Source organism: Shewanella indica (assembly GCF_002836975.1).
In the GTDB taxonomy this organism is placed as follows: Bacteria; Pseudomonadota; Gammaproteobacteria; order Enterobacterales; family Shewanellaceae; genus Shewanella; species Shewanella indica.
In genome coordinates, this window is the sequence record NZ_NIJK01000006.1 from 57,040 (window position 1) to 74,095 (window position 17,056).

At 54.4% G+C, this 17,056-nt stretch carries 15 protein-coding genes; 7 read left to right on the forward strand and 8 right to left on the reverse strand.

The features are described 5' to 3' along the window. Positions 1-75: 75 nt before the first annotated feature. The 6 genes from CX650_RS01255 (at position 76) to CX650_RS01280 (ending at position 6,715) form a co-directional block, all read left to right on the forward strand. Positions 76-897, forward strand: coding sequence for an SDR family oxidoreductase (locus CX650_RS01255; protein WP_157822977.1), 822 nt, complete (start codon positions 76-78; stop codon positions 895-897). 34 nt (positions 898-931) lie between these two features. Continuing rightward, positions 932-1,552: a thiol:disulfide interchange protein DsbA/DsbL gene (locus CX650_RS01260; protein ID WP_039032819.1), complete on the forward strand. Its 621-nt coding sequence runs from the start codon at positions 932-934 to the stop codon at positions 1,550-1,552. Between the two features lie 413 nt (positions 1,553-1,965). Beyond that, the gene (locus tag CX650_RS01265; RefSeq protein ID WP_039032820.1) at positions 1,966-2,232 is read left to right on the forward strand and encodes a DUF4212 domain-containing protein; all 267 of its coding nucleotides are present in this window, start codon (positions 1,966-1,968) and stop codon (positions 2,230-2,232) included. An 11-nt stretch (positions 2,233-2,243) separates the two neighbouring features. After that, positions 2,244-3,977, forward strand: a complete 1,734-nt coding sequence (locus CX650_RS01270; protein ID WP_039032821.1) for a sodium:solute symporter family protein — start codon at positions 2,244-2,246, stop codon at positions 3,975-3,977. 217 nt (positions 3,978-4,194) lie between these two features. Next, a complete protein-coding gene (locus CX650_RS01275) occupies positions 4,195-6,042 on the forward strand; it encodes a DUF294 nucleotidyltransferase-like domain-containing protein (protein WP_101094804.1) in 1,848 nt (615 codons plus the stop codon). Position 6,043: 1 nt separating this feature from the next. Continuing rightward, positions 6,044-6,715: an exonuclease domain-containing protein gene (locus CX650_RS01280; protein ID WP_101094805.1), complete on the forward strand. Its 672-nt coding sequence runs from the start codon at positions 6,044-6,046 to the stop codon at positions 6,713-6,715. 168 nt (positions 6,716-6,883) lie between these two features. On the opposite strand, the gene CX650_RS01285 is transcribed toward CX650_RS01280, so the two are convergent. The 8 genes from CX650_RS01285 to CX650_RS01320 form a co-directional block, all read right to left on the reverse strand. Beyond that, positions 6,884-7,588, reverse strand: a complete 705-nt coding sequence (locus tag CX650_RS01285; protein WP_101094806.1) for a DUF3379 domain-containing protein — start codon at positions 7,586-7,588, stop codon at positions 6,884-6,886. Further along, the gene (locus tag CX650_RS01290; RefSeq protein WP_101094807.1) at positions 7,581-8,144 is read right to left on the reverse strand and encodes a sigma-70 family RNA polymerase sigma factor; all 564 of its coding nucleotides are present in this window, start codon (positions 8,142-8,144) and stop codon (positions 7,581-7,583) included. The genes CX650_RS01285 and CX650_RS01290 overlap by 8 nt, the downstream gene beginning before the upstream one ends. 313 nt (positions 8,145-8,457) lie before the next feature. Next, a complete protein-coding gene (locus CX650_RS01295; RefSeq protein ID WP_101094808.1) occupies positions 8,458-10,077 on the reverse strand; it encodes a BatD family protein in 1,620 nt (539 codons plus the stop codon). Continuing rightward, on the reverse strand, positions 10,071-12,119 hold the full coding sequence (locus tag CX650_RS01300; RefSeq protein WP_101094809.1) for a vWA domain-containing protein: 2,049 nt from the start codon (positions 12,117-12,119) through the stop codon (positions 10,071-10,073). Before CX650_RS01300 ends, CX650_RS01295 begins: the two co-directional genes overlap by 7 nt. Next, entirely contained in the window at positions 12,116-13,105 is a 990-nt protein-coding gene (locus CX650_RS01305) for a vWA domain-containing protein (RefSeq protein ID WP_101094810.1), read from the reverse strand. The genes CX650_RS01300 and CX650_RS01305 overlap by 4 nt, the downstream gene beginning before the upstream one ends. Further along, positions 13,099-13,602, reverse strand: coding sequence for a DUF4381 domain-containing protein (locus tag CX650_RS01310; RefSeq protein WP_101094811.1), 504 nt, complete (start codon positions 13,600-13,602; stop codon positions 13,099-13,101). Before CX650_RS01310 ends, CX650_RS01305 begins: the two co-directional genes overlap by 7 nt. Next, positions 13,599-14,543: a DUF58 domain-containing protein gene (locus tag CX650_RS01315; RefSeq protein WP_100145615.1), complete on the reverse strand. Its 945-nt coding sequence runs from the start codon at positions 14,541-14,543 to the stop codon at positions 13,599-13,601. Before CX650_RS01315 ends, CX650_RS01310 begins: the two co-directional genes overlap by 4 nt. Beyond that, positions 14,543-15,499, reverse strand: coding sequence for an AAA family ATPase (locus tag CX650_RS01320; RefSeq protein WP_100145617.1), 957 nt, complete (start codon positions 15,497-15,499; stop codon positions 14,543-14,545). Before CX650_RS01320 ends, CX650_RS01315 begins: the two co-directional genes overlap by 1 nt. Before the next feature lie 243 nt (positions 15,500-15,742). Between CX650_RS01320 and fadI the strand changes: the two genes are divergently transcribed. Continuing rightward, positions 15,743-17,053, forward strand: coding sequence for an acetyl-CoA C-acyltransferase FadI (gene fadI / locus CX650_RS01325; RefSeq protein ID WP_101094812.1), 1,311 nt, complete (start codon positions 15,743-15,745; stop codon positions 17,051-17,053). The last annotated feature ends 3 nt before the right edge of the window (positions 17,054-17,056 follow it).

The following is a 17,056-nucleotide window of genomic DNA, read 5'->3' on the forward strand; positions in this document are numbered from 1 at the left end:
CCACTCATATAACCACCTCTGGTTTTTATTCTCATTTGTCTTATGCTTGAGCTCGGTATACAGCGGAGTAGGTCGATGAAACATGTTGCGGTTTGGGGCTGCGGTTGGTTCGGTTTGCCATTGGCAAGGGAACTGGTCACCAGAGGGGTTAAGGTATGCGGCAGTAAGCGTACCGAGGAGGGGGCGGAGCTGTTAAGAAAAGAAGGGGTGGATGCCGTGACCCTCAACCTTGCTGAGCCCGCACCTTTACCTTCGTTGCCGGATGACTGTGATGCTCTGGTACTCAATATTCCCCCCGGTCTCAGGCGCGGCGACAATGATTATCTAGCTTCTCTCGAGCGTTTATTGCCAGTAGTTGCAGTAAGCGGTATCAAACGTCTGTTGTTTATCAGTAGTTCAGGGGTTTACCCTCAATCCCAAGGTGTAGTCACTGAGGCGACTCCTGTTGATGCATCGCCGGACAGTTATTCCGGCACCTTGGCGATGGCTGAGCGGAAGATACTGGCGCTTGCCAGTGAAGGTCTCAAAGTCACTGTCATTCGCTTTGCCGGTTTAGTCGGCCCAGGGCGCCACCCCGGGCGCTTCCTCGCAGGGAAGACCGGGTTGCCCGGCGCAAACGCCGTGGTGAATCTGGTGCATCTCGATGACTGCATAAATGCTTGCCTGCAGTTATTGACCGTCGCTAACCCCGGGGCTATCTATAACCTTTGCACGCCCTGTCATCCAACCAGGAAAGAGTTTTATCCGGCAGCTGCCAAAGCGATCGGTTTGGCGGTGCCCGAATTTGCTACTGATAATGGAACGGGTAAGTGGGTGGATGGTTCTCTCATCTGCCGCGAGCTTGAGTTTGAATACTGTTATCCCGAGGCAGAGAGTCTTATTGCTGCTTGCCAATAAAAAGCGTGACTAAAAAAGAACATGAGGAAAACCTATGTCTTTGTTATCCAAAATGGTTAGAGTCTTACCTTTGATACTCCTGGCCCTCAGTAGTGTAAGTGTCAGTGCGGCCGATTTTCAGGAAGGGCGAGACTATATCAAGGTGCCTGGGATCCCTGAAGCAAAGAGCGGTATAGTCAGAGAGTTTTTCTCCTATAACTGCCCCCATTGCTACTACAAAGATCCCTTGATGCAGCAGACTGCTGAACTGCTCAAGGGTAAGCTGGATTTTGAGCGCACTCCGGTCGGTGCGGGGCGCCCTTCCTGGATCCTCAGTCAGGAAGCCTATTATCTGGCGCAAAAATTCAGGATTACCAATCAGGTGCACGGCAATATTTTTAACCGGATCCATGAGAAGCATCAGGCCTTCGAACGACCTCAGCAGTTGAAGGACTTCTTTTTGGCGCAGGGGGTCAATGAGCAAGAACTCAACCAGACTTTGGGCTCGGCCGACAGCAAGCTGGCACTGGCCAATTATGATACTCAAACTCAGCTCTCCGGGATCCGGGGAGTGCCTTCTCTCTTGGTCAATGGCAAATATTTGATCACCTCGAAAAGTTCAGACCCCAAGGAACTGGCGGCGCTTATCCTCTACCTGAACCAGGAAGCACCATAGATACAACACTGTTTTAAATACAATCAAGAGGCCAAAAGGCCTCTTTTTTTATCTCGTTTCTAATGCTTAGAGTTAATTCTGTACGGGTTAGTGGCTGGGTTTGGTTAGCCGTAACTCCATCTTGACCACTTTTCATTAAGGAGATTGGACTCTTGCTTTATTCACTAAATGGGGAATAGAGCAGCTTTTTTATCAAAATATCCTGAAAATCACTTCGACATTGGTCTAATAATTCGTAGCAAATAAACGAGCGTTTAATTGATGATTTTTATCTTAACTTTATGATTGTATTTGCTTTACCCTGATTGTTAATGGTGTGTGAATTTTAGCTTAGACTAAGGTCTTGATTGTAGCGCTCCCGGCGGTTGCTAGATTAACTGTGACTTAATAATTATTACCACAGGGGAGTCGCTATGGGTTTTGAAAACAATGACAAGGCAAAGGGGTACTGGCGCGAAAATTTGCGCTTGGTACTGGGACTGCTGGCCATCTGGTTTGCTGTTTCCTACGGTTGTGGGATTTTACTGGTGGACGTTCTCAATGAAATTCATTTTATGGGATTCAAGCTTGGCTTCTGGTTCGCCCAGCAAGGTTCCATGTATGTGTTCGTAGTGCTGATTTTCGTTTATGCGGCCAAAGCGAATGCCTTAGATAAAAAATATAACGTACACGAAGACTAAGGAGCTGGCCGATGGATGTTCAAACACTAACATTTTTAATTGTGGGGCTCTCGTTTGCCCTTTATATCGGGATTGCCATCTGGTCAAGAGCCGGTTCTACCAAAGATTTTTATGTTGCAGGTGGTGGGGTGCACCCTGTGATGAATGGGATGGCGACGGCGGCAGACTGGATGTCGGCAGCTTCCTTTATCTCGCTGGCAGGTATCGTCTCCTTCGTGGGGTTTGACGGCAGCGTGTACCTGATGGGCTGGACCGGCGGCTATGTGTTGCTGGCTTTGTGTATGGCACCTTACCTTCGTAAGTTCGGCAAGTTTACTGTGCCTGACTTTATTGGTGAGCGTTATTACTCCCAGGCGGCTCGAGTAGTGGCTGTGATCTGTGCCATCTTCATCTGTTTTACCTATATTGCCGGACAGATGCGTGGTGTTGGTGTGGTGTTCTCTCGCTTCCTGGAAGTGGATGTCGATACCGGGGTGTATATAGGTATGGCAGTAGTGTTCTTCTACGCGGTACTCGGAGGCATGAAGGGGATCACCTACACTCAGGTGGCGCAATACTGTGTGCTGATCTTCGCTTTTATGGTTCCAGCCATCTTTATCTCTGTGATGATGACAGGTCATGTCATTCCGCAAATCGGTTTTGGCGCTGAGCTGATAGATGCCGCCGGGAATGATACCGGGGTGTATCTGTTGCAAAAGCTCGACGGCCTGCAAACCCAGCTGGGGTTCTCTGAATATACCGAAGGCGCTAAAAGCACCATAGATGTATTTGCTATCACGGCAGCGCTTATGGTGGGGACTGCCGGTCTGCCCCACGTGATTGTGCGCTTTTTTACCGTACCCAAGGTAAAAGATGCCCGTATTAGCGCCGGTTGGGCACTGGTATTTATTTCCATCATGTATACCACTGTGCCGGCCTTGTCAGCATTCTCCCGGGTAAACATGATAGAAACCATCAATGGCCCTGAATCTACCGGTGTCGCCTATGAGTCTGCGCCGCAGTGGATTAAAAACTGGGAAAGTACCGGGCTTATCAAGTGGAACGATAAGAACGGTGACGGCAAGATGTACTATGCCAAGGGTAACCTCACCGACGACAGCAATAATGAAATGGATATCGATCGCGATATCATGGTGCTGGCGACCCCTGAAATCGCCGATCTGCCGGCTTGGGTGATTGCCTTGGTGGCGGCCGGTGGTCTGGCGGCAGCGCTGTCTACTTCTGCGGGCTTGTTGCTGGTGATCTCAACTTCGGTATCCCATGACTTATTGAAGAAAAACTTAATGCCGGACATTTCAGACAAGAAGGAGCTGTTCTATGCGCGAACCGCGGCGGCTGTAGGCGTTGTTATCGCAGGCTACTTCGGGATCAACCCACCCGGTTTTGTGGCGGCAGTGGTGGCTTTGGCATTCGGGTTGGCGGCATCGTCACTGTTCCCGGCAATTGTGATGGGGATTTTCTCCAAGTCGATGAACAAGGAAGGGGCCATTGCCGGTATGGTGATGGGGCTTGGTTTTACTGCGGGCTATATCATCTACTTCAAGTTTATCAATCCGGCTGGCAATAATGCCGATAACTGGTTGTTTGGTATTTCGCCGGAAGGTATCGGCATGGTTGGCATGATAATCAACTTTGTTGTAGCGATTATCGTTGCCAAGATGACAGCCGCTGTTCCTGAACATGTGCAGGAAATGGTTGAGTCTATTCGCTTCCCTAAAGGGGCAGGCACGGCGCAGGATCATTGATCTGCAGTCGCATAAATAGAAGATCCCCCGCTTAGCCGGGGGATTTTTTATCAATCTCGCTTGGGTTGGATGCTCACCTTGCTATTTTTCTTTGGTTTGGGCTTTCTGTTTCGGGCCTTCTGTTTCAGAGCCGGCGATATTCGACTAAAGCCAGATAGTCAGTACTCTTCAGAGTGGGCAATACTGTGATGAGTCAATTCAACTTTAAAGGCCGCCCATGGATGAGAGTGAACTGCTGCCCATTCGCAACTTTCTGCAACAGACGGTTCCTTTCGATGAACTGCCGCAACCCATGCTGGAGCAATGTTGCCGCGCCATCAGCATAGGGTATTACAGCAAGTCGATGAAAGCCGTGCCGCTGGATTCAGCCAATCCCATGCTCTATATCGTTCGCAGTGGCGCCTTTGAAGTACGTGATGCCGAGGGCGAACTACTTGACCGCCTGGGAGAGGGCGATTATTTCGGTTTTCCCTCTCTGTTGTCGGGTGAAGAGAGTTGTAACAAGGTACTGATCCTTGAAGATGGCTTGGTCTATCATGTGCCGCCGGCGCTGTTTGATACTCTGCGTCTGGAATGCCGCAGCTTCGATCGTTTTTTTAACCGAGCCTATGCCAAGAGGTTGCGCCATCAAGGGCGTTTTCGGGCCAGGGATCTGACCACTACCAGCCGGATCAGCACTCTGATGACCCATGAGCCCATTGGCGTCGATCACCGCTTTTCCATCACAGACGCGGCCAAGCTGATGCGGAAGCACAGGGTGTCGTCTGTACTGGTACTGGATAATCACAAACTGGTGGGGATACTCACCGACAGGGACCTGCGTAATCGGGTGCTGGCCGAGGGGCTTACCGGCAATGAAGCCGTGTTTCAGGCCATGACAGGTCAGCCTGTGCATATAGAGGCTCAGGCTTTGGTATTTGAAGCCATGCTGCTGATGAGCGAGCACAATATTCACCATCTGCCGGTCATGGAGCAAGGGCAGCCGGTGGGGATGATCACCAGCACAGACATATTGCGCAGCCAGGCATCCCAACCTTTGCTGCTGATTGGCGAGATAGAACGGCAAAAAGATTTACAAAGCCTCATCAGTGTCAGTCGGCAGATCCCACTTTTGCTGCAAAATCTTATCAGCGCCGATGCCCGCGCCGAGGAGATTGGCCGGGTACTGACCTCAGTTACCGATGCGCTTACCCGCAGGCTTATCCAGCTCAATCAGGCGCTGCTTGGGGAGGCGCCGATGGCGTTTTGTTGGTTGGCATTTGGCTCACAGGGACGGCAGGATCAGGCCGCCTGCTCGGATCAGGACAACGGTCTACTGCTGGCCGAAGAGCCGGATGAGCATGCCAGAGGTTACTTTCAGGCCTTGGCAAAGGGGGTGTGCGCCGGGCTCAATGAATGCGGTTATGTATACTGCCCCGGGGATATCATGGCGCAAAACCCCAACTGGTGTTTGTCGCTGGCAAGCTGGCAGCAGAAGTTCGCCTCCTGGGTTAACACCCCTGAGCCCAAGGCCTTGATGCATGCCAGCATCTTTTTTGATATGCGCTCCGTATATGGGCCGGACAGCCTGTTTGCTGCGCTGCAGGACAAGGTGCTGGTGCAGACCAAAGATAACGATATCTTTCTGGCGGCCTTGACCGGCAACGCCTTAAGTGAGTCGCCGCCATTGGGGTTCTTCCGTAAATTCGTGCTTGACAGGGATGGCAGTGAGGTCAAGGGGATGGACCTTAAACACAGGGGCAGCGCCCTTATCAATGATATCGCCCGGGTATATGCCTTGGCCGCCGGCGTTAAAGAGGTTAATACCGCCAAACGGATCCGCGCCTTGATGGAGAGCAAGCTGTTGAGCCGCAAAGATGCTCTCAATCTTGCCGATGCCCATGAATTTATTGCCCATATGCGGCTGGCCAATCAGGGGCGTCAGTTTGACCAGGGCCAGAAGATAAGCAATTTTCTGATGCCGCAGGCGCTCTCTTCGCTGATGCGCCACCAACTCAGGGATGCCTTCAAAGTGGTGCATGATGCCCAGGCGGCGCTGAAACTCAAATTTACCCGGAGTTTCTAGGATGCATTTGCTGCATAGAACCCGTCTGGCCTGGCATTGCTGGCAGGCAAGAGAGCCACTCAAGTCTTTTTATCAGGCCTTGAGCCTTGTGTTATCTAAGCCTGTGGCAGAGGCACCCCTGATGGCGCTGGACCTGGAAATGACCGGCCTTAAGCCGGGTTGCGATCAGATCCTCTCCATAGGTGTGGTGCCGATCAACAAAGGCAGACTGGAGCTCAGCGGCGCGCGCCACAAATTGGTGAGTATTGACGGCAGTGTCGGTCAGAGCGCCACGATTCACGGCATTATGGATCGCCATCTTGAACAGGGGGCGCTGGCGCCCGAACAGCTCTTGCCTTGGCTGCTACGGCAAAGTCAGGGGCGCATTTTACTGATGCATCATGCTCCGTTGGACTGCGCTTTTCTCAGCAGGCTTTGTCAGCAGGCGTATGGTACTAAGCTGCATCTTCCTGTGATAGATACGCTATTGTTGGAAAAGACGCGCCTGCAGCGACAGCAGGAGGTGTTGTCAAGCGGTAGTCTGCGCCTCGGTGCCTGTCGCAGCCGCTATCATTTGCCGCCGTACTCGGCCCACAACGCGCTGACCGATGCGCTGGCTTGTGGCGAGCTGTTTCTGGCTCAAAGTAGTGATGCCGTCAAAGAGCCCGTGGCCGATTTCCTATCCTGGATATGACAAGGTACTGAAAAATTATATTAAAAAACTGCATTTAAGACCGAGGATTAAGTCGGTTTAATCCGATAAACTTTTCAAGGCCAACCTTCCCCAAGGCTTTTCATGCTTACCTATGAGTCAACTACTAGGCAATACTGCCTCATATTTGGTACTGCAAAGCCTGATTCTTCAAATAAAGCTCTGTTTTATTTCTTCTTTAACAGCGTCCAGGTCTTGAGGATATTCGGCTACCAACACCAGGTAAGCTGAGTCGGTTTTTATCGCCTCTCCCCGGTATTCGCTATCGGCAAAGGCTTCGGCCAGCATCACCCTGTGTTCAGGGGGCACAATAAACACTGTCACCTTGCCGCGTTCACCGGCCAACACCAGGTGAATACTCTCTATTCCCTGAAAATCGCAGAAGGTGCTGTAAAATACCCGTCCTGGTTGGCTGTTGAATCTGACTGTTTCCAATCCTTTGAGCGATGCCAGTTCGGCATTGATCGCTTGATAAGAGATATCGGCATTACTGGTCATGGCCATGGTTTCATGGCGCACATGGGCAAGTGCGTGTTGTCCTAAGTCCACCGGTCCCTGACGCCAGAGACTGAAACTGACTCCGGCAACAAATGCGATGGATGCGGCCATCGCCAGCATCCAGCCTGTACGTTTGCGTTGATGATGGTGCACGGCCAACTGTTGTTTCAGCAGCAGTTTTTCGCTCAGGTCTTCGGCCACAGGAATTCTGAGCGCCTGACTTATCTTGCCATCGAGTGCCTTGAGTTCGGCGACAAACGCCTGATTGTCTTCGTTTTGGCTTAGGGCCTCGAGAAACTCGGGATCCTGATTATTGGGGTCGCCATAGGCCTGGCGGCGAAACTTCAGCTCATCCATTGGATTGACCTCTGACCTTGGAGTGTTCCAGTGCTTCTTTTAACTGATTTCTGGCCCGAAACAAGCGGGTCATGACAGTATTTCGGTTTAGATCCAGTAATTGGGCAATTTCATCGCCACTGAATCCGGCTATCAGCTGTAATAACAAAGGCTCCCGATACTCGGGTTCCAATTGGGCTATTTGACGCCTGAGCAGGTAGTGATCGGCATGTTCTTCCTGGCTCTGGGAACCGGGATCCTGCCAATGCTCTTCGCCGATATCGGCATAATCAAACTGCTTACGCTCAAAGCGGCGGGCATTTTCCCGCCGTAAAATAGTGATTAACCACGCCTTGGCCGCCTTGTCATCTTTCAATGAATCCAGCGAGCGCCAGGCCCGGAGAAACGTTTCCTGGGTAATATCTTCGGCTATATGGCGATCACCGCAAAGCCAGAAGGCGTAGCGGTAGATATCGGCATGCAGCGCCCTGACCAGGCTATCGTAACGTCTTTGTTTATTCAGCATGTCAGAAATGACCGCATCATCAGACTTTTTCTTTCGCCAGCTATCGAACATTTTCATGCTTGTTTTATTTTTGTTGCCGCTAAGCTTAATGGCCTTGAGGGCATTCTGGCAAATACCATGAGCGTAAATTTGGTTACAAGCCCGATTTAGCCTGGATTTAAGCTCAGTAAGTGGTAAAAGTGGTGGCTCCAATATTGGGAATTGGGTAAACACACTGTTGAAAAAAAGAGATAACCGTTTGTTTAAAGAGCCAGCGTTTGTTTAAAGAGTCAGCTGTTAAAGGTGTTGAAAAAGGGGGGACTGCGGACTTTACCCGGACAAGCACTCAGCCATAGCGTCTAATCGCTATGGCTGAAGCTGTAGATTAAGGATTCAGCGGCGCCAGCACCGAGGTCGAATCAGCCGCCTTGGAGTATTGGCTCTTGAAGCGCTCAAAGGTTTGCAGCAGCGCCGGGAAATACTGAGCGGGATCGCTGCCTTGTCTGCCATAGCGACTGGCCTGAATTTTGGCGACCACGACGGCCAACTCAGGTGCCAGTTTAGGCAGTTCATCGAGTGTGACGCTATGGCCCGTGATATCACTGAGTTCCTGTAGCAATGCCTTGAATACCCGGCTCAAGTCCCCTTGCTGACAAGCCTGAGCCAACCCCGGCCTGGTTTCGCTTGTTTGAGCTTGCGCCACTGTTGCCGGAGCGGCTATCGCTTGTTGTTTGCGCGCCTTTAGCCACAACACACAGGTGGCCAGCCACAGCAACGCAAACAGAGCGGTCAACCAAGGCCAGAAGCCGGCACTGAGGTTTGATTCTTCCTGCGGCGGGTTGATGACGGGCTGCGGCATATCGGCGGCGGGGGCTACCTGGATAGTGCGCGCCGGCAGCAGGGCGAACTCCTGCTGCTTTAAATGCGGATTCCACCAAGGCACCTTGATCTCCGGCAGGGTATAACTCCCCGGTTTGGAGGGCACTATGGCAATGGTTTGGGTCAGTTGAGACACAAGTTGGTTGTCGCGAACGAAGGTCTTGCGCTGCGCCTTTTCCGGATAGCTCTTAAGATTGTCCGGCAAGCTCAGTTTCAGCTCCGGCAGGCTGGTTTCATCGGCATTGGATGCCAGCAGTGTCAGGTTGCGGGTAATAGGGCGACCCACTTCAAAAGTCTGCTTGTCGTCCCATTCCTCTTTGAGCATCACCAGATCCGATACCAGCCAGTCGCCGTGATATTCGGCCGGGATCGGCTTGATGCTGACCAGCATGCTGTCACTCTGGGCCTGCATGGGGCGACTTTCCTGAAAGGCGAACATGCCGCGTCTTGGGGTATCGACCAGCACATCGCCAGAGAAGTTGGCACCGGAAATCGCCAGCTCGCCGGGTTCATCGGCTATGATGCCGTAGCTGCGCTCTATCACCCGAAAACGGCGGCCGTTGACTATTTCACTGCTTTCTTTATCCTCGCCGAGCTGTTTTATCTGGGCGCCGCTGATAGAGGGGGCCGACAACACTCCACGCTGCAGCTCAACGGCCAGAAAGAGTTTTACCTTGTAGGTGAGCAGTTGGCCGACATAGGCCTCCTTGGCCGAGATACTGGTACGCAGGAACAGTTTTTTTTGCGCCTCCGGGCGGCTACCGGCCGGCATTACCTTCAATTCGATGGCATCGCTGCTGACGCCATCGATACTCAGGGCCGGAATAGTGACCTGACCTGTGGTTTTGGGGGTCAGCATCACTTGCCAACGGGTTTCCTTGCGGGCATCAAAATTGATGATTTGGGTACTGCGACTGACGCTGGTGCGGCCGACGATAAAGTCTTTCAACAGGGCCGAGGTGTCCAGTGCCTGGGCTTCGAGTTCATCATCTGCCACCACGGACAGCATAAAGTACTCGCTCTCGGTCACGGGATTGCGATCGACCGAGGCCTGAAGCTGTGTCAGTGCCAGTGCCTTGAGCGGCAGCAGGCACAGAAGCAATAGAGGAATAAGTCTAGTTACCACTGTTCATTGTCCTTGGGTGTCTCGCCGCGCTGGCGGCGTTTTTGATACTCGAGTTGCATCTTGTTGCGCAGCAAAGTGGCCGGGTCATCCACCAATGCCTTCAGCGCCCGCTCCATTTCGGGGGGCAGGGGCTCGGTGTCATCGAGTGACGAGGCGGCAACTTGTGCCTTAACCTGTTCATCACTTTGCTCATCGTTTGGCCCTTCTTGTTGCTCGGCAAGGCTCGCCGAGTTGGCTTTGTCGGCATCAGACTCTGAGCCATCCTGCTTAGCTGCACCGTTTTGACTTGCAGCTGTGCTTGACTCATTTTGCGGCTCTTGCTCTTGCGGCAAAGCAGCCTGCATCTCAGGCTCAGAGTCTGCGCCGGTGTTATCCTCGGCATTCTGCGGGTTCTGAGCGCCTTCGGCGTCCTTCTCGGCGGCATTGTCAGCAGCATTTTGCGAGTCGGCAGCGGATGGAGCGCTATTCTCTTTGTTAGCGTCTTTATCTGAGCCCTGGTCCGAGTCCTTGCTTGAGCCTTGGTCGGCTTGGCTGTTTTGACCTTGCTCTTTGTCCTGGTTTTGGCCCTGGCTGTTGTCACCCTGGGCGCTGTCCTGACTCTGATCCTTGCCGGACTGAGAACTCTGTTGTTGATCCTGCTGGCTTTGATCCTCTTGCTTATTCTGGCTCTGTTGATCTTGTTGCTGCTCTCGCTGCTTTAGCAAGGATTCCGCCAACGCCTTATTGTCAATGGCATCCTGCATATCGGGCACTTGTGTCAGGGCGTCACTGTAGCGCTTGATGGCTTCTTCATATTGGCCAAGCTGCATCAGGGCATTGCCTTGGTTGTATAAGCCTGTGGCACTGTCATCTTGCTCGAAGGCTTGCAGCGCGCCTTGATAATCGCCTGCGCGGTAGCGGGCGCTGCCTTGCCAGGCCGGGTCAACAAACTTGTCGGCGGCAGTGGCAAAATCCTCTTGCTTGAATGCCTGCATTCCCTGCTGATCTCGGGTTTGCCAAAGGTCATCCCAGCCGCTCGCCTGGCTAGGTGGGCTGACAAGCAGGCCAAGACTCAAGGGCAGCAACAGTACCGGCAGGCCGCTGCGAAAGCTTAAAAGCAGCGGCAACAACAGCAAGAATGCCAGATAGGGGCCAAGGTCGACCCAGGTATCGCCGGCAAGATCTGTTTCTGTGGCATCCGAGCTGGTGGCGAGCCACTGCACCAGCGTTTGCAGATCCTTGCCGTCGTTGCTGTAGGGCACCAAAATGCCGTTCCCGGCACTCGCCAGCTCGCTGAGCATGCCAAAGTCGGTGGCCGGCACTACCACTTCATTTCGGCTGTCCTTGAGCAGTTGCCCATCCGGCAGCCTTATCGGTGCACCCTGGGATGAACCTATCGCCAGAATGCCCAAGCGGTAGTGACTGCCCTCAATCGCCTGTTTGGCGGCATTGAGCTGACGGCTGCCGACGCCATCTGTCATCAAGATGATATCGCCCTGCAGGTGGCCGCCCTGGCTGAGCAGCTCCTTGGCTTTCTCCAGCGCCGCGGTTAAATTGGAGCCGCGCACTGGCATGATGGCCGGGCTCAGGGTTGGCAACAGATTGAGCAGGGTGTTGCGATCCCGGGTCAAGGGGCTGATGATAAAGGCATCACCCGCGTAGGCCAGCAGGGCGGTTTCCCCCTCATTGAGTTGCCCCAGCAGATCCGTGGCGCGGAACCTGGCCTGGGTCAAACGGTTGGGGGCGGCGTCTGTGGCATACATGGACAAAGACATATCCATCACCAGCACCCGTCCTGTGCTGCTGGCAAATACCGGCAGGGGTTTCTTGTAAAGCGCCGGGCCGCTTAAGGCCAGTACTGCCACTAACCAGACCAGACCAAGCCAGGGCAGGCGGTTTCGGCGGCTTTTGCTACCTTGGGTCAACAGCAGTGGCGCCAGATGAGGCGCAATATAACGATCCCAGTCAGATTGGCCCGCTTGACGGCGACTTTGCAGCACTAACAGCAATGCCAGCGGTACTAAGGCCCACAGCCATTCGGGACGGATAAAGTGCAAACTCATGATTTCCTCCCCCAAGGCCCCGGCCAGACGCTGAGCAACAGGCTTTGCAGCTGCAATAGTACGCTCAGCGCCAGCGCCAGTCCCAGCGGCCAGTAAAACAGCTCGGATTGCGGCCGGTAACTGAGGGCGTCACGGCTGACGGGCTCCAGCTTGTCGATTTCCTGATAGATCTGCTCCAGTTCTTCGGTATTCCGGGCACGGAAATAGCGCCCCTTGGTGGCATCGCTTATCCGTTGCAGCTGGGCTTCATCCAGATCCATCGAGGGGTTGACCCGCTCACGGCCAAATAGGGTGCGACGTTCCATCACATCGGCGCCCACACCTATGGTGTAGATGGTGATGCCGCGCTTGGCGGCAATGGCGGCGGCCTGATCCGGCACTATGCTGCCGGCATTGTTGGAGCCGTCGGTCAAGAGCACCAACACCCGGTTGCTGTCTTTCACCTTATCGAAGCGTTTTACCGCCAGGGCAATGGTATCGCCAATGGCGGTCTGTTTGCCCACCAGGCCGATTTGGGCTTCCTTGAGATACTGAGCCACAGAGCGTCTGTCCTGAGTCAGTGGCGCCTGTAGATAGGCGGCATCGGCAAACAATATCAGGCCGATACGATCGCCGGCGCGGCGCTCGATAAAGTCGCTGACCACTTTCTGGATCAGGGTGAATCTGTCTACCGCTTTGCCATCGAGCACCATGTCTTCAATCTGCATACTACCGGAGAGATCCACCGCCAGCATCAGGTCCCGCCCCTCTGTGGGCAGCTCTATGGGCTCGCCGAGCCACTGTGGCCGGGCGATCGCCAGTAATAACAGGCACCACAACAGCCAGAGACTCAAGGGCGCTCTGCGTTTGCTTTGTTGCTGCTCGCGGGCATGGGCATCGACGCCGGGCAGTTGCAGTTGACCACCGCTGTTGACGGCGGGGCGATAGGCAAGCAGCAGCGGCAGTGGAATAAGCAGCAGTAACCAGGGCCAATGGAGGGTCAGCATCTTGGTTTACCTCCCTTGGCAAAGTGTTTCGGTGCGCACTTGAGCCAGCAAACACAAAGTGCCCGCAACTCGGCAGGGGCTGCGCTCGGTTGACCACTGTATTGATTTTCGAGCAAAGAGGCGAAGCGCCCACGCAGCTTGGCTGGCAGTGCGTTATCCAGATACTCGGCCCAGGGTTTACCGCTGAGTCCGGCCACCTGGGCACGCTCACCATAGCTGATGGCGGTGCGTTTCAATAATGCACTCATCTTGGATAGCAGCTCCGGGTCCTGGTCCTGCAACTGCATCAGTTCAGTCATGGCGGCTTGAGCCACCGCCTTGTGAGCCTTGGCTGTCTGCAGGCGCCGATAGCCAAAGAATGCCGCGGCGCCAAGCAGTAACAAGGCCAGCAGCATCAGCAGCCAAATACCGGGAGCCGGAGGCCAAAAGGGCACCTCGGCCGGTAGTTGAATATCCTTGAGCGCACTCAGCGTCGGATTGGCTTGATTGGGATTCATCTTAACAGTGTCAATTGTTGATTGAGGCGCCGGCCGGCATCCAGAGTGCGAACCGGGACCTTGAGTTGTTGCATCAGGGTATCAAACTGCGCCAGGTTGGCGCGCTGACGACCGAGCCAGGCATCATAACCGCTGCGATCCAGGATCAGGCTGCGGCCCGACTCCCGTACCGGCAGGGCAAACTGCCGTGGCAGCTCGAGTGTGCCTTGGCGCATGGGATCTGTTACCACAAAGGCCGCCAGCTCGCAGTGGCGTTTGAGTTCCGACAGCGCCTGCTGACATTCGCTGCCAAATCCGTTGCCGTCTGTGATTATCCAGATAAGGGAGCCGGGTTTGGCCAGTCGTGCCAGACGCTGACAGGCCTGGAGCATTAACGCCTGACCATCTTCATGGGGGCTGTCCAGCGCTTCGAGCTGCGACTTGTGTACCGCCACCAGCGCCGATATCAGTGCCAGAATCCCCTGGTTGCGTGCTCTTGGCTTAAGCTCTCTGTGGGCGCTATCGCCCACCACCAGCGCGCCGAGACGGTCGCCCTGCATGATGGCATTCCAGCCCAAGGTCGCCGCCAGATGCGCCGCCTGTACCGACTGTAATAATAGCTGGGAGCCGAAATAGAGGCTGTGCTTCATATCCACCAACAGCAGAATAGGGCGCTCACGCTCCTCGACAAACAGCTTGGTATGCGCCTTGCCGGTGCGGGCGGTGACCCGCCAATCTATGGTGCGGACATCATCGCCCTGTTGATAGTGGCGCACTTCGGCAAATTCCATGCCGCGGCCCTTGACCAGGCTGGCTCTGTGACCGGCCATGGCCGCACGGGCTTTTCCCTGCCGGTCACCCAGAGCGCGGGCGATATTCTGGCAGGCAAGCAGCTCGGCCTCACACAGGTGGAGGCCGTCGGCAAACAGTGGCAGTGAAGAGTCTGTTGCTGCGGCTTTCATCAGGGAACGGCCACCTGATTGAGCACATGGTCAATCACCTGATCGCGGCTGACGCCTTCGGCCTGCGCCTGATAACTCAGCAGCAAGCGGTGGCGCAGTACATTGGGCACCACGGCTTGAATATCTTCAGGGGAGACAAAGTCACGCTGATACAACCAGGCACGGGCGCGGGCGCAGCGCTCGATGGATTGGGTCGCCCGCGGGCTGACGCCGTATTCCAGCCACTTGGCCAACTGGTCGCTGTAGCGCTGAGGCTGGCGGGTAGCCATCACCAAGTCGACAATATAACGCTCCAGCGGCTCGGCCAGATACAGTTCCAGCGCTTGCTCCCGGGCGAGGAATACTTCCTGCTGGCCTATGGGAGTGACTTTCTCCATGCCGTGGGTCTTGGCTTCGCTGCGGGACAAACGCAGGATCTCAAGCTCAGTGTCTGCCTCCGGGTAATCCAGGTTCAGGTGCATCAGGAAGCGATCAAGCTGGGCTTCCGGTAGCGGGTAGGTGCCCTCGTTTTCCAGCGGGTTTTGGGTTGCCATCACTAAAAACAGCGGCGGTAATTTGTAGGAGTGTTTGCCCACCGTCACCTGGCCTTCGGCCATGGCTTCCAAAAGGGCTGACTGCACCTTGGCCGGGGCGCGGTTGATTTCATCCGCCAGAATAAGGTTGTGAAATATCGGCCCGGCCTCAAATTCAAAGGTCGCGGTTTGGGCGCGATAGATGTCGGTGCCGGTCAAATCGGCCGGCAGCAGGTCCGGGGTAAACTGAATGCGATGAAAGTCGCCTTCAATGCCATCACACAGCGCTTTAACGGCCCGGGTCTTGGCCAGCCCCGGTGGTCCTTCCACTAACAGGTGGCCATCGGCTATCAGAGCGATAAGCAGGTTTTCGGTCAAAATTGGCTGACCTATGATCACTTGATCCAGATAGGTCCGCAGTGCATGAAATCGACTCAAAGGCATGATGCTACTCGTTTTATTTTAAGGCCCAACTATAGACAGCGGTTATGGTAAAGAATTCCCTGCGCCCTTGGCTAGTGTTAAAAAAACAAACAAGTGTTTAAAACCGGCCAACAAGAAGTTAGAATCAGATCACACTTTTAATGGTCAGACCTGTTTAGGGCAGTACGGGTCTCTTATGGAAAAACAATAAAGCGCAGTGTCAGGGCCATTTTCGGCGTGCGCTGCTTAATAAGAGGGTGACAAATGAGTGACAGACAACAGGTAACCAATGCCAGGGGCGAGCGGATTGCCATAGTGGCCGGTCTGCGTACCCCGTTTGCCAAACAGGCGACGGCGTTTCACGGCGTGTCGGCGCTGGATATGGGCAAGATGGTGGTCAATGAGCTGCTCAGTCGCAGTGAATTGGACCCCAAGCTGATTGAGCAGCTTGTCTACGGCCAGGTTGTACAGATGCCGGCAGCGCCCAATATTGCCCGTGAAATTGTCCTGGGTACCGGCATGAATTTGCACACAGATGCCTATAGTGTTACCCGTGCCTGTGCCACCAGTTTTCAGTCCACTGTCAATATTGCCGAGTCGATCATGACGGGCAATATCGAAATAGGCATAGCCGGGGGCTCGGATTCCTCCTCTGTGCTGCCTATCGGGGTGTCCCGCAAGTTGGCCCATGCCTTGGTCGATCTCAATAAGGCCCGTACCCTGGGACAGAAGTGGAACATAGTTCGCCGTCTGGGGTTTAAAGATCTCTTGCCTGTGCCGCCTGCTGTGGCCGAATATTCCACCGGCCTGTCCATGGGGCAAACCGCCGAGCAGATGGCCAAGAGCCACGGCATCAGCCGCGCCGATCAGGACGCGCTGGCCCATCGCTCTCATACCCTGGCGAGCCAGAGCTGGAATGAAGGCAAGCTCAAGGATGAAGTCATGGTGGCTCATGTGCCGCCCTACAAGAGTTTTATCGAGCGTGACAACAATATCCGCGACAACTCGTCCCTTGAGTCTTACGCCAAACTCAGACCCGTATTCGACCGCAAGCACGGCAGTGTCACTGCCGCCAACAGTACCCCGTTGACCGATGGCGCCTCTGCGGTGATCCTGATGAGTGAAGGCCGAGCCAAGGCACTGGGTTACACCCCCATTGGCTATATCAAGAGCTATGCTTTCAGCGCCATAGATGTTTGGGAGGACATGCTGATGGGGCCATCCTACGCCACGCCACTGGCGCTGAAACGCGCCGGTATGCAGCTCGAAGATCTGACCCTGATAGAGATGCACGAAGCCTTTGCCGCCCAGACTTTGGCCAATATGAAGATGTTTGCCTCGAAGAAGTTTGCCGAGGAAAAACTCGGTCAGAGCCGCGCCATTGGTGAAATCGATATGATCAAGTTCAACGTGCTCGGCGGCTCGCTGGCCTATGGCCATCCGTTTGCGGCCACGGGTACCCGCTTGATAACTCAAGTGTGTAATGAACTGAAGCGCCGCGGTGGCGGTACGGGTCTGACAACCGCCTGTGCGGCCGGTGGTCTGGGTGTGGCAATGATAGTGGAAGTGGAGTAATTG

Excerpts from the sequence above, each read along its gene's own strand:
- CX650_RS01270 (WP_039032821.1), top strand. The coding sequence starts at position 2,244 with ATGGATGTTCAAACACTAACATTTTTAATTGTGGGGCTCTCGTTTGCC.
- CX650_RS01320 (WP_100145617.1), bottom strand. The coding sequence starts at position 15,499 with ATGCCTTTGAGTCGATTTCATGCACTGCGGACCTATCTGGATCAAGTG.
- fadI (WP_101094812.1), top strand. The coding sequence starts at position 15,743 with ATGAGTGACAGACAACAGGTAACCAATGCCAGGGGCGAGCGGATTGCC.
- CX650_RS01310 (WP_101094811.1), bottom strand. The coding sequence starts at position 13,602 with ATGAATCCCAATCAAGCCAATCCGACGCTGAGTGCGCTCAAGGATATT.
- CX650_RS01255 (WP_157822977.1), top strand. The coding sequence starts at position 76 with ATGAAACATGTTGCGGTTTGGGGCTGCGGTTGGTTCGGTTTGCCATTG.
- CX650_RS01265 (WP_039032820.1), top strand. The coding sequence starts at position 1,966 with ATGGGTTTTGAAAACAATGACAAGGCAAAGGGGTACTGGCGCGAAAAT.
- CX650_RS01305 (WP_101094810.1), bottom strand. The coding sequence starts at position 13,105 with ATGCTGACCCTCCATTGGCCCTGGTTACTGCTGCTTATTCCACTGCCG.
- CX650_RS01275 (WP_101094804.1), top strand. The coding sequence starts at position 4,195 with ATGGATGAGAGTGAACTGCTGCCCATTCGCAACTTTCTGCAACAGACG.
- CX650_RS01290 (WP_101094807.1), bottom strand. The coding sequence starts at position 8,144 with ATGTTCGATAGCTGGCGAAAGAAAAAGTCTGATGATGCGGTCATTTCT.
- CX650_RS01260 (WP_039032819.1), top strand. The coding sequence starts at position 932 with ATGTCTTTGTTATCCAAAATGGTTAGAGTCTTACCTTTGATACTCCTG.
- CX650_RS01280 (WP_101094805.1), top strand. The coding sequence starts at position 6,044 with ATGCATTTGCTGCATAGAACCCGTCTGGCCTGGCATTGCTGGCAGGCA.
- CX650_RS01315 (WP_100145615.1), bottom strand. The coding sequence starts at position 14,543 with ATGAAAGCCGCAGCAACAGACTCTTCACTGCCACTGTTTGCCGACGGC.
- CX650_RS01285 (WP_101094806.1), bottom strand. The coding sequence starts at position 7,588 with ATGGATGAGCTGAAGTTTCGCCGCCAGGCCTATGGCGACCCCAATAAT.
- CX650_RS01300 (WP_101094809.1), bottom strand. The coding sequence starts at position 12,119 with ATGAGTTTGCACTTTATCCGTCCCGAATGGCTGTGGGCCTTAGTACCG.